This window comes from Bacillus sp. TE8-1 (genome assembly GCF_008368855.1).
In the GTDB taxonomy this organism is placed as follows: Bacteria; Bacillota; Bacilli; order Bacillales; family Bacillaceae_G; genus Bacillus_A; species Bacillus_A cereus.
In genome coordinates, this window is the sequence record NZ_QPET01000012.1 from 216,592 (window position 1) to 231,269 (window position 14,678).

The following is a 14,678-nucleotide window of genomic DNA, read 5'->3' on the forward strand; positions in this document are numbered from 1 at the left end:
ATCCCCCTAAATAAAAATTTACTGTAACGATTGTAAGAGCGACGCTTGTAGTGAAAAGGAAAGAAATATTCACTAATTGGTGCCTTAATTTCTATTTTACCATAATGGTACGAAGAATCTAAAAAATTAGTATTTAAGTTACGAAAGAAAACGGATATAATGAAGTGGGATTTTTGACAGGTGAGAGGGGAGACAGGATTTGAAACAAGAAAAATCAATCGCACTACCATTGGCTATTTCTATAATTGCCATTTCCTTTGCAGCAGTTTTTGTAAAGATGTCCTCAGCACCATCTTCAATATTAAGTATGTACCGCTTATGGATTATCGTACTTATTATGCTGCCTATCGTATGGAAAAAAAGAGAGGAATTTAATAGGATTCAAATGAAAGATTGGGGCTTTTTAATTGGATCTGGTTTCTTTTTAGCACTTCATTTTCTTTTATGGTTTGAATCTTTAAAGCATACAACAGTTGCTAGTTCAACAATTATTTTGGCGCTTCAACCAATCGTATCTTTAGTTGGAGGTTTTTTTCTATTTAAAGAAAGAACAACATATTCAGCCATTGCAACGATGGGAATCGCTATTTTAGGAGTAATGTGCATTGGTTGGGGAGATTTAGGTTTAAGTAAGCAAGCAATTTATGGTGACATATTATCCTTTCTAAGTGTAATAGCGGTTGTCGGTTATTTATTTATCGGGCAAACGACAGTGAAGAAAGTATCGCACTGGATTTATAGCTTTACAGTCTTTGCGTTCGCAGGTCTTTTTATGGGGATTTATAATGTCATATTACAAGTACCCTTTACAGGTTATACGAAGTGGGATTGGACTGTTTTTCTTTTACTTGCGGTTGTGCCGACAGTGTCACATGTAATTAATAACTGGCTATTAAATTATGTAAATGCAACGACAATTTCAATGAGTATTTTAGGAGAACCTGTTGGAGCATCTATACTTGCGTTCTTCTTACTTGGAGAAAAATTAAATGCAATGCAAATTATCGGTAGCATGCTCGTATTGTTTGGTGTATCTGTATTCTTACTGCAGCAACAAAAACGTACAGCAAAAAACGTCGTAAACGAGCCGGTGTATACACAGGAATTATAATGTTAGGGGAGCAAAGAGAAGTTGTGATACTTCTCTTTTTGTTTTATAGGAATATGGGCATAGAAGGGGGATGGAAATCGAATTTCCATCAAAAAAAGATACATGGTTATATCCAATTTTTGTAGGGAGAGAATATTTTCTTTTGCTTTTTACAATTCCATTAGCAATGTTGTTTAGTTGGAGTTGATTTTTGGCAAAATATATTGCCGGGAAAGAAACAATTACGATTAGATCGGGTCTCATTACAAAACGTATATTTATACGAGATATAAAACAAATTTCAAATACGAAAAATCCAATAGCAACTCATGCATTATCATTTGACTGACTTGAAATTGTTTACGATACACATAAAAACAGAAATTATTTCTCCAAGAAATAAAGAACAATTTATTAACTTTGTAAAAAGTAAAAACTCAAATATTGAAACAAAGTAAAAGAGTGGCTACGAAGCCACTCTTTTACTTTGGGTTTGTCATATAAGGTTGTACGTGAATGACACATAGGTCACGGAATTTGCCTTCAGCAGTTGTGACAATTACGACTGCTTTACCTGCACTTTTTCCAGTAATCGTCACGGTGTCACCTTTTGGATATATGGTGATGATATCAGAATTCATATTTGACCAAATAAGCTCTTTATTCGTTGCTTGTATTGGCAAAATGGAAGCTGCTAACACAATGTTTTGTCCCGTTTTTATTTTTAATTTATGTTTTTCCATATGAACACCGATGACTGAAATAACAGAAGGAGCAATTGAAATTTTAGGCGGGTTAGGTTGCATGTTTAAACAAGATGCAGAAGTATTTGTGATAGGTGAAAATTTTCGTGTTTGTTGTTGCTGGAAAGCTGCTAACATGTTGGAGTCCCCTTTCTGTATAAGTGCTGATATTCATACTATAAAGGAGTAGTGTTATGTTAAATTTAACGAAACATAAAGAATTTGTTAAATTTGATAAGAAGATTGTCGAACTGTAAAAAAATCTCTGCTGTTACGATAACAGCAGAGATTTTTTTATAAATTATGACGATGTTGTTTTTCGAAATCCTCAAATTGCTCTTCAACTTCTTTTGAAGGTTGTGTTAGTAAACTAACAATTACGATGGCTAGTAAACTAATAGCGAAACCTGGAATCATTTCATATAAGAAATCTTTTAAGAATTTGAATTGAGTCCAGATAATAACAGTAGCGGCACCAGAAATCATACCAGCAAGCGCGCCCCATTTCGTCATACGTTTCCAATATAAGCTTAATAAAATAGCAGGTCCGAATGAAGAACCAAAACCAGCCCAAGCGTATCCAACAAGAGCTAAAATCGTATCATTTTGTTTAAACGCTAAAGCGCACCCAACTAATGCAATAACAAGTACAGCCATACGACCGACAAATACAAGTTCTTTATCAGATGCAGAACGTTTGAAGAATGTACGATATAAGTCTTCCGTTACGGCACTAGAAGTAACGAGTAACTGAGATGAGATTGTACTCATAATCGCTGCTAAAATTGCGGCTAATAAAAATCCAGTAATAAGTGGGTGGAATAAAATTTTCCCAAGTTCAAGGAAAATTGTTTCTGGGTTAGATAATGTTAACTCTTGTTGTGAATAGTAAGCAATACCAATAAGACCAGTAAACATAGCTCCAACAACAGAGAAAATCATCCAGCTCATACCAATTCTTCGTGCGCTTTTAAGTTCTTTTACAGAAGAAATTGCCATAAAGCGTACGATAATATGAGGTTGTCCGACATAACCAAGGCCCCATGCGAATAGAGAAATCATTCCTAAAGTAGAGGCACCTTTAAAAATATCTAGACGTGTTGGATCTACAGATCGAATTGTATCAAATGCAGGTCCAAGTCCGTTCGAATTCATAATTGTTACGATAGGAACAAGAATAAGAGCAACTACCATAATGATTCCTTGCACGAAGTCTGTCCAACTTACTGCTAAGAAACCACCAAATAATGTGTAAGCGACAACAACGCCAGCTACAATGAATAATCCAACATGATAGTTCATGCCAAATGAATTTTCAAATAATACAGCGCCTGAAACTAATCCTGAAGCTACATAGAAAGTAAAGAAAATCATAATAACAAGTCCAGATACTAAACGTAGCATATGAGATTTGTCGTGGAAACGGTGTTCCAAAAATTCTGGGATAGTAATAGAGTTATTTGCAATTTCTGAGTAGGTACGTAAGCGAGGAGCGACATATAGCCAGTTTGCGTATGCGCCTAGTGTCAGGCCGATCGCAATCCAACTACTACTTAATCCAACGCTAAACATTGCACCGGGTAATCCCATTAAAAGCCAACCACTCATATCGGATGCTCCAGCGCTTAATGCTGTTACTGCGGGGCCTAGTGTACGCCCGCCAAGCATATAATCTGTTAAGTTGGACGTTCGTTTATAAGCGAAATAGCCAATTACTAACATCCCGAGCATGTAAATTGAGATAGAAGTTAAAGTTAACATCTGCGTACTCATGTAGTTCCCCTTCCTTTTGTCATGTCTTTTGATGCGTTATGCATATTTATAATCTATCATGATTATTCTGAAAAATCCATACAGAAATATGAATTTTCAGAAATGTAAGCGTTTTTTGATGTTATTTTACTTTTTTAATATATAATATTCATACAAAAAACCTTATTTTTAATAGAGTATTTATTATATTTACATAAAAAGAGGTTGTTTTGTCAATATAATATTGAAAGGAAAGAAAAATAAAATTTTTGGAAAAGTATTGACTTGTGAAAAAAGTTAGGTCTATAATGAGTGCAACTTAAAAAAATGCAAGCGTTGATGAAGAAGAGTACACATGATGAACATGTCAGAGAGCTGATGGTTGGTGCGAATCAGTATGGAATTGATGTGGAATGGGCTTCGGAGCTTCCAAACCGAAACGAAAGAAGTAGGCTTTGGCGACATGATCTCATCGATACAAGAGACACGTATTGTTTTTGATACGGTAAAGTGCGTTACATTTGTAACGAATTAAGGTGGCACCACGGGAGTACCCGTCCTTTCTATAGGATGAGTACTCCCTTTTTGTGTATAAAAAATTAAATAAGTGAAATCGTTTAAGTAAGAAGAGTACGTATATTGGAGACGTTACAGAGAGCCGGGAATAGGTGGGAGCCCGGTACGGTGCCATATACGGAATGGGCTTACGAGAGGTATGCTGAACAATTATTTTCAGTAGGCAACCCGGGTTCCGCCGTTACAAGGATAAGGTATAAATTTTGTACCTGAACAAAGCGGGATGCTTTTGCATCCAACACGAGGTGGTACCGCGGTATATTTATCGTCCTCTACATATTTTCGATATGTAGAGGACTTTTTTATTTTTCAGGGCGAGGTGAAGGACATGATGACGAAAGAAGAATTTATAAAACAAAAAAGAGAGAGAAAGACATTTTTAGTAATCACTGAAGAAGAAGGAGATAGCATTACGCCAATTTCTTTATATAGACGTATGAAAGGGAAGAAGAAATTCTTATTAGAAAGTTCACAGCTTCATCAAGATAAAGGGCGTTATTCTTACTTAGGATGTAATCCTTATGGAGAAGTGAAAAGCGTTGGTACGGAAGTGGAACGAACGATTTACGGCCGGTCAGAAAAGTTGCAAAGTAACGTACTTCAAGTATTAGAAGAAGTGATCGGGTCAGCTCAAGTAGAGAGTCCATTTCCATTTTGCGGGGGAGCAGTTGGTTATATTGGATATGACGTCATTCGGCAGTATGAAAACATTGGAGCGGATTTACACGACCCATTAAATATTCCGGAAGTACACCTTTTACTATATCGTGAGTTTATCGTTTACGATCATTTACGCCAAAAGTTGTCGTTTGTATATGTATGCAGGCAAGATGATTCAGCAGATTATGAAGAAGTATACGAAAGGCTACGAGTATACAAAGAGGAAGTGCTACAAGGAGAAGAAGCTGAAGTAAATGCAATACAATCCCCATTATCATTCACTTCTTCTATAACGGAAAAAGAGTTTTATGAGATGGTAGAAATGGCGAAAGAATATATAAGAGCGGGAGACATATTCCAAGTTGTACTGTCACAGCGTTTACAAAGTGAATGTATTGGTGATCCATTCGCGTTATATCGAAAACTTCGAATTGCAAATCCATCACCATATATGTTCTATATCGATTTTCAAGATTATGTTGTACTCGGTTCCTCGCCGGAAAGTTTACTATCAGTAAGGGAGGATAAAGTGATGACGAATCCAATTGCTGGTACAAGGCCGAGGGGGAAAACGAAGAGGGAAGATGAGGAAATCGCAAAAGAACTGTTAGGCAATGAGAAAGAGCGAGCAGAGCATATGATGCTTGTAGATCTTGGGCGAAACGATATTGGTAGAGTGAGTGAAATCGGCTCGGTTACGATAGATAAATATATGAAAGTAGAAAAATATTCTCACGTTATGCACATTGTATCCGAAGTTTACGGAACATTGCAAAAACAAATGGGCGGATTTGATGCGTTAGCGTATTGCTTACCAGCAGGGACGGTTTCTGGAGCTCCGAAAATTAGAGCGATGGAAATTATAAATGAACTAGAGAATGAAAAAAGAAATGTATACGCTGGTGCAGTTGGATACGTTAGTTTTTCAGGAAATCTTGATATGGCGCTCGCCATTCGAACGATGGTCGTAAAGGATGAAAAAGCATATGTTCAGGCAGGAGCAGGAGTCGTTTACGATTCAGATCCAGTAGCTGAATATGAAGAAACATTAAATAAAGCGAGAGCGCTTTTGGAGGTAATGAAATGATTGTACTTATCGATAATTACGATTCGTTCACATATAACTTGTATCAACTGTTAGGCGAACATGAAGAAGAAATTGTAGTTGTAAGAAATGATGAAATAACGATAGAACAGTTAGAAGAGGTGAATCCAAGAGGAATTGTACTTTCACCAGGACCAGGAAAACCAGAGGATGCTGGCATTTGTATCGACGTCATCCGTCATTTTTATAAGAACGTTCCCATATTAGGGATTTGTCTTGGCCACCAAGCGATCATAGCTGCATTTGGAGGAGACATTGTTAGAGCAGAATGTATTAAACATGGAAAAACATCGCGTGTGAAACATAACGGAACGTCAATCTTTTCATACGCTACACAGCCGCTAACGGCAATGCGCTATCATTCCCTTGTTGCAGAGCAAACGAGCTTGCCAGAGTGTTTTGACATATTAGCGACAGCGATGGACGACGGAGAGATAATGGCAGTCCGTCACAATTATTATCCGCTCTTCGGATTACAGTTTCATCCGGAATCAATCGCAACAGAAGAAGGCGGAAAGTTAATACGTGCCTTTTTAACAGAAATAAAAGAGGAGGAAAGAGTATGAATAACTATCTTCGTAAATTAGTGGAGGGTCAACATTTAACAGAAGAGGAAATGTATAAAGCAGGACTACTTTTATTAAGTGAAAACATATTAGAAAGTGAAATTGCAGCTTTCTTAGTCTTACTGAAAGCGAAAGGTGAAACTGCAGAAGAAATATACGGTCTCGTTCGAGCTCTTCGCGAAAAGGCATTGCCGTTTTCGAACCATATACAAGGAGCAATGGACAATTGCGGGACGGGTGGTGACGGTGCTCAAACGTTTAATATTAGCACAACATCAGCATTCGTACTGGCAGGAGCAGGTGTAAAGGTTGCAAAACATGGTAATCGTGCTGTTTCTAGTAAAACAGGAAGTGCAGACTTATTAGAAGAACTAGGTGTAAATATTAGTAGTACGCCAAACGAAATTGATTATTTACTAGAGCATGTGGGCATTGCATTTTTATTTGCACCAGTGATGCATCCAGCACTAAGGCGCATTATGAAAATAAGAAAAGAGTTAAACGTGCCGACGATCTTTAATTTAATTGGTCCTTTAACAAATCCAGTGAATTTAGAAACACAATTTGTCGGTATTTATAAACGAGATATGTTATTACCAGTTGCAGAAGTATTACAAAAGTTAGGCCGGAAACAAGCGCTTGTCGTAAATGGAAGTGGTTTTTTAGATGAAGCGTCATTACAAGGGGAAAATCACGTAGTCCTTTTAAAAGATAATGAAATAGTAGAAATGAGTATTGATCCAGAAAAGTATGGTTTTTCAAGAGTGAAAAATGAAGAAATTAGAGGGGGGAATTCAAAAGAAAATGCAAAGATTACGCTTGAAGTATTGAGCGGAGAAAAGAGTGTTTATCGTGATACAGTTTTATTAAATGCAGGTCTAGCTCTTTTCGCAAATGGAAAAACGGAAACGATTGAAGAAGGAATTAAACTCGCGGCACATAGCATTGACTCTGGAAAAGCATTAACCAAATTAAACTTATTAATTGCAGCAAGCAATGAAAAATTAGAAAGGGTGAACTAAAGTGGGGACGATTTTAGATGAAATTGTAGAACAGAAGAAAAAGGAAGTTGCGGAGTTGTATGAAATATATACACCAGTAAAAACAAAAAGAAAGACACATTCACTTGTAGAAGCGTTACAGCAGTTTACTGTCATTGCAGAAGTAAAGCGAGCATCACCATCAAAAGGAGATATCAATTTACACGTTGACGTACGAAAACAAGTGGGAACATATGAGAAATGTGGTGCAGGAACAGTATCTGTTTTAACAGATGGTCAATTTTTTAAAGGGTCGTTTCACGATTTACAAACAGCAAGAGAAGAAAGTAACATTCCGCTTTTATGTAAAGATTTCATAATCGATAAGATTCAAATTGATAGAGCATATGAAGCGGGAGCAGATATTATTTTACTAATTGTAGCAGCGTTAACGAAAGAGAAGTTAAAAGAGTTGTATAGCTACGTGTTAGAAAAAGGATTGGAAGCGATTGTTGAAGTTCATGATGAACAGGAATTAGAAACTGCGATTGTATTAAATCCGCACGTTATTGGCATTAATAATCGTAATTTAAAAACGTTCGAAGTAGATTTAAGCCAAACTGAAAAGCTTGGAAAAAGATTGAATGAGGAGAAACTACTTTGGATTAGTGAAAGTGGCATTCATTCAAAAGAAGATATTATTCGTGTTAAAAGAGCTGGGGCCAAAGGTGTATTAGTTGGAGAGGCGCTTATGACATCATCTTCTATTAGTAGTTTTTTTGAAGATTGTAAGGTGAATATATGAAAGTGAAAATTTGCGGCATCACTGATGTGGAAACAGCGAAAAGTGCGTGCGAATACGGCGCAGATGCACTCGGATTTGTTTTTGCAGAAAGTAAACGGAAAATCACTCCAAAGAGAGCGAAAGAAATCATTCAGGAGCTTCCAGCCAACGTGTTAAAAATTGGTGTTTTCGTAAATGAATCAGTAGAAGTGATCCGGAAAATTGCAGATGAGTGTGGGTTAACACATGTACAACTACATGGGGATGAAGACAATCATCAAATTAGAAGATTGAATATTCCGTCTATAAAGTCACTAGGAGTAACTTCAGAGAGTGATATGAAAAACGCTCAAAGGTATGAAACGGATTATATATTATTTGATAGCCCGAAAGAAAAGTTTCATGGAGGAAATGGAAAGACATTTTCATGGGAACTACTTGGGCATATGCCAAAAGAATTGCGAAAGAAAACGATATTAGCTGGTGGATTAAACGCTCTTAATATAGAAGAAGCAATTCGAACTGTTCGGCCTTATATGGTCGATGTGAGCAGCGGAGTAGAGACAGAAGGAAAGAAAGATGTAGAGAAAATAAAACAATTTATTATAAAAGCAAAGGAGTGTTCCAAATGAACTACGCATATCCAGATGAAAAAGGACATTACGGTATATACGGAGGACGATACGTTCCAGAAACGTTAATGCAATCTGTACTAGAACTAGAAGAAGCATATAAAGAAGCGATGCAAGATGAAGCATTTCAAAAGGAATTAAATCATTATTTAAAAACGTACGTCGGAAGAGAAACACCGCTATATTATGCTGAAAATATGACGAAGTATTGCGGTGGGGCAAAAATTTATTTAAAACGTGAAGATTTGAACCATACAGGAGCTCATAAAATTAACAATACAATCGGTCAGGCACTACTTGCAGTGCGAATGGGCAAGAAAAAAGTTGTCGCTGAAACAGGAGCTGGACAACACGGAGTTGCAACAGCTACTGTATGTGCTCTTCTCGGATTAGAATGCGTCATTTTTATGGGAGAAGAAGATGTAAGACGTCAAAAATTAAATGTGTTCCGAATGGAATTACTCGGAGCGAAAGTAGAAAGTGTAGCGGCAGGTAGCGGTACATTAAAAGATGCGGTAAACGAGGCGCTTCGTTACTGGGTTTCACATGTGCATGATACGCACTACATTATGGGATCTGTTCTCGGACCACATCCATTCCCGCAAATTGTCCGTGATTTCCAAAGTGTAATTGGAAATGAAACGAAAAAACAATATGAGACGTTAGAAGGAAAGTTACCAGAAGCAGTCGTTGCTTGTATTGGCGGTGGCAGTAATGCGATGGGGATGTTTTATCCGTTCGTACACGATGGAGAAGTTGCTCTTTACGGCGTAGAAGCAGCTGGAAAAGGCGTTCATACAGAAAAGCATGCAGCAACTTTAACGAAAGGAAGCGTTGGTGTTCTCCACGGATCAATGATGTATCTTCTGCAAAACGAAGAAGGACAAATTCAAGAAGCACACTCTATTTCAGCAGGACTTGATTATCCAGGTGTTGGTCCAGAACATAGCTTGCTAAAAGATATTGGCCGCGTTTCTTATCATTCGATAACAGACGAAGAAGCATTAGAAGCATTTCAATTATTAACGAAAAAAGAAGGCATTATCCCGGCGTTAGAAAGCTCGCATGCTGTCGCATACGCATTAAAATTAGCGCCGCAAATGAAGAAAGATGAAGGGCTTGTCATTTGTTTATCTGGCCGCGGTGATAAAGATGTAGAGAGTATAAAACGTTATATGGAAGAGGTGTAAAAAATGGGAGTAGAAAAAATTAAAGCAGCGTTTGAAAATGGAAAGAAAGCATTTATTCCGTACGTAATGGGCGGAGATGGCGGCTTTGAAAAATTAAAAGAAAGAATTCGTTTTCTTGATGAAGCAGGAGCGAGCATCGTTGAAATCGGCATTCCTTTTTCGGATCCAGTCGCAGATGGCCCAACGATTCAAAGAGCAGGGAAACGAGCGCTAGATAGCGGCGTAACATTAAAAGGCATTTTTCAAGCGTTAGCAGAGGTAAGGAAAGAAGTACAAATACCTTTTGTTCTTATGACATATTTAAATCCGGTACTTGCATTCGGAAAAGAGAGATTCATTGAGAACTGTATAGAAGCAGGTGTAGACGGCATCATCGTTCCAGACTTACCGTATGAAGAACAAAATATTATTGCGCCGTTACTTCGAGAGGTAAACATTGCGCTTATTCCACTCGTTACCGTAACGAGTCCTATTGAAAGAATTGAAAAAATTACGAGTGAATCAGAAGGGTTCGTTTATGCTGTTACAGTAGCGGGCGTAACGGGAGTACGTCAAAACTTTAAAGAGGAGATTCATAGTTACTTAGAAAAAGTAAAATCACACGTCAACTTACCAGTAGTCGCTGGATTCGGCATCTCAACAAAAGAACATGTAGAAGAAATGGTTACAATATGCGACGGAGTTGTCGTTGGAAGTAAGGTCATTGAGCTTTTAGAAAATGAAAAGCGAGAAGAAATATGTGAATTAATATATGCAACAAAACAAAAAGAAGAGGCGTAGTCTCTTCTTTTTGTTTTGCGTAATAAATGTTAAAATATACAGAAAATACATATAATTCAGAGGGGGAGAAGGCATGCTAAGACGTAAATTACTATATCTATTTTTAACTGTACCGTTATACGCTTGGCTCATTAGCATGACGAAAATAGAGTTAATGGCTCTATTTTTAGGGTATGTATTCATCTTTTCCAACTTAAATCGCATTCAAGAACAGTCTATTTTAGAAATATGTCTATTTTCGATTAGTATAGAATTATTTAGTATCGTTTCGATTGTATTATTAAACGAACTATTTCTACGGATTCATTCATTTACATTAATGAAATTTTGGAATATTATATTGCAAGCAATATGTACTTACATTGTGTTTGTTGTGTTGAAAGAAATAGTCGGAAAGCAGACAGTTTTTCAGGATAATAGAAAATGGGAGTGAATGAAAAGGAGCCGTTTGGTTCCTTTTTTGAATCTGTTTTAAAAACAATTGAAAATTATAGCATCTGTTATATAATAGTTAAAAATTGTATTTTAAACGAAATGAGATGATAACATGGCCATATTGTTGGCACTTATCCCAATTATGATGATTTTCATTTGTTTATTTTTATTTAAACAAACGTCATTAAGGTCTTCGTTAATTTCTTATGCTGTATGTGTTGGAATCGTTTTACTCTCGCCAACGTTTCAATTAGGGATAAGTGAAACTGTACACGCAACGATTAAAGGATGGTTAATTTGTTTTATTGTCGGGTATGTTTTATTTTTCGGTATTTTTTTATTTCACCTCATGAACAAAATGGGGTACATCGATCAAGTGGCACGTTTTCTAGAAGCAGTGACGCAAGATCGCTTATTACAAATGCTGCTTATGTGTTTTGGCATTTGCCCGCTTATTGAATCAGTAAGTGGATTCGGTATCGGCTTCATGGTTGCAGCACCTATTTTTCTTTCACTAGGATATAAACCATTTCAAGCTGTACTACTCTCATTCATCGGCTTACTAGCTAGTTCATGGGGCGCAATGGCAACTGGTACGATTATCGGTTCGCAGCTAATAAATATGCCTCTTACAACACTTGGCACAAATACAGCGCTACTAAGTATTCCGATGTTTGCTTACTTCGTTATTCTTTCTTTACACGTTGTTGGCGGCTGGCAAGCGGTTATAGAAAAGTGGAAAGAAGGAGTAGGATTCTTTCTATTATTTTCTCTCGGAATCTATCTTTCTAATGCATACGTAAGTGTTGAACTAGCCGGGATATTAAGTTCTATCGTTACGATTACATTTGGCTTTCTTATCATTAAATTAAAAGGAAAAAGTGGGCAAAATCTTATAACAGAGCATGCGGCTGCAACGGAGAGAGAAGTATCCATTATAAAAATTATTAGCCCTTATATATTTCTAACAGTTTGTATTTTACTTTCTCGCCTTGTTCCAGCATTACATGATTTGTTCAGATCATATGCGGTTCTTGATTTGAAATCATACTCTTACAAACTAGAGTTACTATATTCACCAGGATTTTGGCTCGGTATGACTTGCTTATTTACTATTATTTTCTTCCGCATCCCGTCTAATATTATTAAACAATCACTCTCACAAACGATCAAACAATGGATTCCTTTTGCGATTACGACGACAATGTTTATCGCCATTTCAGAACTAATGGGTGCATCAGGCATGCATTCATTACTCGCAAAGACAGCTGGTGATACATTTGGAACATTTTTCGTTTTCGTTGCGCCGTTTATTGGCGCTATTGGTGGATTTTTAACAGGTAGTAACGCAGGATCAAATGCAATGTTTATAAAACTACAAATGCAAACCGCACAAAACGTAGCACTCCCGTGGCAATATGTCACAACACTTCAAAACACCGCATCATCAGTAGCGACAATCGCTTGTCCATCACGGATTACACTAGGTGCTTACTTATGTAATATCCCTTACCGTGAAAATGAACTATTAAAGAAGACGACGTTAATGATCTTTGGTGCGGTTTTGCTTGTAGTGGTAGAGGTTATTGTTTGGTATATGTTGAGAAATTAAAAATCCTCCTAACATAGGAGGATTTTTTTTATGAATGGATAATGTTTTAAATATGAAAAGCTTCTACTCAATGAATAGGAGATGAAATGTATGCCCCTAAAAAACTACGGTGTATTAAAAGGTACAGTTATACAATCAAAGATGGGAAAAGGGAAAACTCCTCATTATCAAGTTCATTTACAAGATGAAGCAGAAGTAGATTATCGCATTGCAATTAACGTAAAGTCGCAAAGTTATCCATCAGAAGTTTTATATTTTGCGAGCGACAATATTCGGTCAGAGGCGATTCATATTTTACCGACATTACCATTCGGTTTTACAGAAATAAAAAACAATGAACCGAAAGTAGCTTTAGATTATGTAAGAGGAAATCTATTTGACTCAAATCAAATGATTCCTTTACCTCCCGAAAAAGCAGGAGCAGATAATGATTTAAATGAAAAAATAGAACGTTATATAAAACGAGCGATAGAAGAAAAAGCAATTATTTACGCGTTTGGCGAAAGATGGGGACCAGAAGAAAATACACCAGATTCCTATTTTCATTTCAAACCAGGAAACGGTATACATGATATTCATATGAATCAAGGGAATGTAGAAAAATGGCAAGGTGATGATGGAATATGGCAAGATGGAGGGATACTCATTCACTTTGAAAAGGAAGAAGAATGGATTGGTATCTTTCTTGCATTCCAATCACAGTCATGGTGTACCGATGAAGAAGGGCATGCTCGTGTTCCGGTTGAACATTGTGATTATAAGAGGAATAATTAATAAGAAGAGGGCGTTCAAAAAGAACGTCCTCTTCTTATTTTATAAAACGAAAAACTAACAAGTGTAGAAATACAAGAGAAAAGCAGTGCTACACTAGAAAACGCAATGAGATACATATTATATTTCATAACCTGTCCAATTAGCTGGTTACTGTCGTATTGAAACAGTCCCGCTATGATGTTGAATAAAAATAAAACGATAAACATGACGATAACTCCGTCTATTGATCCTTTAATGTCTGGTTTACTTAAAGCGATATGTGCGGAAATGCAAATGGCGATAAATAAAAATAACCAAAAGGAAGGATTCAATAAATTGCCGATTGTAAATAAGTTTTTCAATAATACAAACGTCGACAAGAGCATGTTTTGGATCATTTCTATATTAATAGAAGTAGAAGCAATCGTTTTTTCGAGAGTTGTATTAAATAAAAAATATGATTCTGGTACGAAATAGCGCATTAAAAGGATTAGTGCAGTAATACCAGAAATAATAGGCCCAATGCCGATGAAGAAATTCCCAATCCGTTGATACACACTTTTTTGATTGTATTGATGTTGTACGTAGCCTAAAGCGCCTTGGCTTGTATCTGTCGGGAAGAACTGAGTCGCCACAATTTTATGACGGAACAGTACGCACATAATGGCATGTCCAAGTTCGTGAATCGGAACACCGATCCAAGCCGTTAATAGGAATCCTTTTCTTCCGAAAGCTCTCGACCAATACATCCGTGTGAGAGATTCTAAATAGCCTAATAGAAATCCAATTACAATGATAACGCCAATTAAAGATAATAATTGGATTACGCTTGTAAGGAGTATTTGAAAAATTGAGTTTACCAATTCCATTGCCAGTCATCCAATCTGTTAAAAATATTATTTATTCTGTTTCATAATAGCATTTTTTTTCAAGATTACTAGCACATATATTTTCTTTCGGAAGAAGGATTTCAGAATCTTTTTCTTGTAGTCATGTTTTATGTCCAAAGTCATATATTGA

14 protein-coding genes, 1 pseudogene and 2 other annotated features are annotated in these 14,678 nt (G+C 36.6%); of the genes and pseudogenes, 12 read left to right on the forward strand and 3 right to left on the reverse strand.

The window, feature by feature from the left end; translation table 11 throughout:
• Positions 1-199 precede the first annotated feature (199 nt).
• Together DN404_RS10545 and DN404_RS30940 are read left to right on the forward strand one after the other, a co-directional pair.
• The gene (locus DN404_RS10545) at positions 200-1,111 is read left to right on the forward strand and encodes a DMT family transporter (RefSeq protein WP_000806939.1); all 912 of its coding nucleotides are present in this window, start codon (positions 200-202) and stop codon (positions 1,109-1,111) included.
• A gap of 76 nt (positions 1,112-1,187) precedes the next feature.
• Positions 1,188-1,548: pseudogene (locus DN404_RS30940) on the forward strand (PH domain-containing protein).
• A gap of 24 nt (positions 1,549-1,572) precedes the next feature.
• Here the strand turns inward: DN404_RS30940 and DN404_RS10555 are convergent.
• Positions 1,573-1,971 carry an Ig-like domain-containing protein gene (locus DN404_RS10555; protein ID WP_000878730.1) on the reverse strand — a complete coding sequence of 133 codons (399 nt, stop codon included), beginning with the start codon at positions 1,969-1,971 and terminating at the stop codon, positions 1,573-1,575.
• A 156-nt stretch (positions 1,972-2,127) separates the two neighbouring features.
• Positions 2,128-3,606: a sodium/proline symporter PutP gene (putP, locus tag DN404_RS10560; protein WP_000107210.1), complete on the reverse strand. Its 1,479-nt coding sequence runs from the start codon at positions 3,604-3,606 to the stop codon at positions 2,128-2,130.
• A gap of 306 nt (positions 3,607-3,912) precedes the next feature.
• Positions 3,913-4,150, forward strand: a binding site (T-box leader).
• Positions 4,151-4,192: 42 nt separating this feature from the next.
• Positions 4,193-4,437 (forward strand) — a binding site (T-box leader).
• A gap of 52 nt (positions 4,438-4,489) precedes the next feature.
• On the opposite strand from putP, the gene trpE reads away from it, so the two are divergent.
• From trpE to DN404_RS10610, 10 genes are all read left to right on the forward strand, one after another.
• Positions 4,490-5,908 carry an anthranilate synthase component I gene (trpE, locus tag DN404_RS10565; RefSeq protein WP_016122110.1) on the forward strand — a complete coding sequence of 473 codons (1,419 nt, stop codon included), beginning with the start codon at positions 4,490-4,492 and terminating at the stop codon, positions 5,906-5,908.
• Positions 5,905-6,492, forward strand: a complete 588-nt coding sequence (locus tag DN404_RS10570) for an aminodeoxychorismate/anthranilate synthase component II (protein ID WP_000636322.1) — start codon at positions 5,905-5,907, stop codon at positions 6,490-6,492. The genes trpE and DN404_RS10570 overlap by 4 nt, the downstream gene beginning before the upstream one ends.
• The gene (trpD, locus tag DN404_RS10575; RefSeq protein WP_001067365.1) at positions 6,489-7,514 is read left to right on the forward strand and encodes an anthranilate phosphoribosyltransferase; all 1,026 of its coding nucleotides are present in this window, start codon (positions 6,489-6,491) and stop codon (positions 7,512-7,514) included. Before DN404_RS10570 ends, trpD begins: the two co-directional genes overlap by 4 nt.
• 1 nt (position 7,515) lies before the next feature.
• The gene (gene trpC / locus DN404_RS10580; RefSeq protein ID WP_000536676.1) at positions 7,516-8,277 is read left to right on the forward strand and encodes an indole-3-glycerol phosphate synthase TrpC; all 762 of its coding nucleotides are present in this window, start codon (positions 7,516-7,518) and stop codon (positions 8,275-8,277) included.
• A complete protein-coding gene (locus tag DN404_RS10585) occupies positions 8,274-8,888 on the forward strand; it encodes a phosphoribosylanthranilate isomerase (protein WP_000865147.1) in 615 nt (204 codons plus the stop codon). The genes trpC and DN404_RS10585 overlap by 4 nt, the downstream gene beginning before the upstream one ends.
• Positions 8,885-10,078, forward strand: a complete 1,194-nt coding sequence (trpB, locus tag DN404_RS10590) for a tryptophan synthase subunit beta (protein ID WP_001105040.1) — start codon at positions 8,885-8,887, stop codon at positions 10,076-10,078. The genes DN404_RS10585 and trpB overlap by 4 nt, the downstream gene beginning before the upstream one ends.
• Positions 10,079-10,081: 3 nt before the next feature.
• On the forward strand, positions 10,082-10,858 hold the full coding sequence (trpA, locus tag DN404_RS10595) for a tryptophan synthase subunit alpha (protein WP_149215047.1): 777 nt from the start codon (positions 10,082-10,084) through the stop codon (positions 10,856-10,858).
• 73 nt (positions 10,859-10,931) lie between these two features.
• Complete coding sequence (locus tag DN404_RS10600) at positions 10,932-11,291, forward strand: DUF4029 domain-containing protein (RefSeq protein ID WP_000946131.1); 360 nt, start codon at positions 10,932-10,934, stop codon at positions 11,289-11,291.
• Positions 11,292-11,405: 114 nt separating this feature from the next.
• Positions 11,406-12,905: an L-lactate permease gene (locus tag DN404_RS10605; RefSeq protein WP_078186217.1), complete on the forward strand. Its 1,500-nt coding sequence runs from the start codon at positions 11,406-11,408 to the stop codon at positions 12,903-12,905.
• 90 nt (positions 12,906-12,995) lie between these two features.
• A complete protein-coding gene (locus DN404_RS10610; protein ID WP_149215048.1) occupies positions 12,996-13,679 on the forward strand; it encodes a DUF2278 family protein in 684 nt (227 codons plus the stop codon).
• Between the two features lie 14 nt (positions 13,680-13,693).
• Here DN404_RS10610 and DN404_RS10615 read toward each other — a convergent pair whose 3' ends face one another.
• Positions 13,694-14,527, reverse strand: a complete 834-nt coding sequence (locus DN404_RS10615) for a hypothetical protein (protein ID WP_000424524.1) — start codon at positions 14,525-14,527, stop codon at positions 13,694-13,696.
• Between the last annotated feature and the right edge of the window lie 151 nt (positions 14,528-14,678).

Excerpts from the sequence above, each read along its gene's own strand:
- DN404_RS10555 (WP_000878730.1), bottom strand. The coding sequence starts at position 1,971 with ATGTTAGCAGCTTTCCAGCAACAACAAACACGAAAATTTTCACCTATC.
- putP (WP_000107210.1), bottom strand. The coding sequence starts at position 3,606 with ATGAGTACGCAGATGTTAACTTTAACTTCTATCTCAATTTACATGCTC.
- trpE (WP_016122110.1), top strand. The coding sequence starts at position 4,490 with ATGATGACGAAAGAAGAATTTATAAAACAAAAAAGAGAGAGAAAGACA.
- DN404_RS10570 (WP_000636322.1), top strand. The coding sequence starts at position 5,905 with ATGATTGTACTTATCGATAATTACGATTCGTTCACATATAACTTGTAT.
- trpD (WP_001067365.1), top strand. The coding sequence starts at position 6,489 with ATGAATAACTATCTTCGTAAATTAGTGGAGGGTCAACATTTAACAGAA.
- DN404_RS10585 (WP_000865147.1), top strand. The coding sequence starts at position 8,274 with ATGAAAGTGAAAATTTGCGGCATCACTGATGTGGAAACAGCGAAAAGT.
- trpB (WP_001105040.1), top strand. The coding sequence starts at position 8,885 with ATGAACTACGCATATCCAGATGAAAAAGGACATTACGGTATATACGGA.
- trpA (WP_149215047.1), top strand. The coding sequence starts at position 10,082 with ATGGGAGTAGAAAAAATTAAAGCAGCGTTTGAAAATGGAAAGAAAGCA.
- DN404_RS10600 (WP_000946131.1), top strand. The coding sequence starts at position 10,932 with ATGCTAAGACGTAAATTACTATATCTATTTTTAACTGTACCGTTATAC.
- DN404_RS10605 (WP_078186217.1), top strand. The coding sequence starts at position 11,406 with ATGGCCATATTGTTGGCACTTATCCCAATTATGATGATTTTCATTTGT.
- DN404_RS10610 (WP_149215048.1), top strand. The coding sequence starts at position 12,996 with ATGCCCCTAAAAAACTACGGTGTATTAAAAGGTACAGTTATACAATCA.
- DN404_RS10615 (WP_000424524.1), bottom strand. The coding sequence starts at position 14,527 with ATGGAATTGGTAAACTCAATTTTTCAAATACTCCTTACAAGCGTAATC.